Annotated in this window: 1 pseudogene; it reads left to right on the forward strand. The window is 58.0% G+C overall.

From position 1 onward, the window contains the following. Nucleotides 1-281, forward strand: a pseudogene (locus EN853_RS33705) (type II secretion system protein F); the annotation flags it as partial.

Consider the following 281-nt stretch of genomic DNA (forward strand, 5'->3'; position numbering starts at 1 on the left):
GGCGCCGGCCGAACAGACGCTCCAAGGCCTGTTGCGTGGACGTGGATTGACAGAATCGGGCGACTTTGTTTTTCGCGCGATCGGGCTGAACCGGCTCTATACGCAATCAGGTATCACGGGCAATCCGCTGGCTTTCGCGGCAATGTTCCTCCTCGCCGGGCTGATGCTTGCGCTGGCTCTGAAGTTGGTTTTCGGCTTTTCCTCTATTGCGGCGCTCATCGTTTTTCTGCTGGTGGGTTTTGCGCTGCCCATTCTTGTCCTTCGACGCGCACGCAACAAAC

The sequence above is a fragment of the Mesorhizobium sp. M1C.F.Ca.ET.210.01.1.1 genome, from assembly GCF_004791585.1.
Classification (GTDB): Bacteria; Pseudomonadota; Alphaproteobacteria; order Rhizobiales; family Rhizobiaceae; genus Mesorhizobium.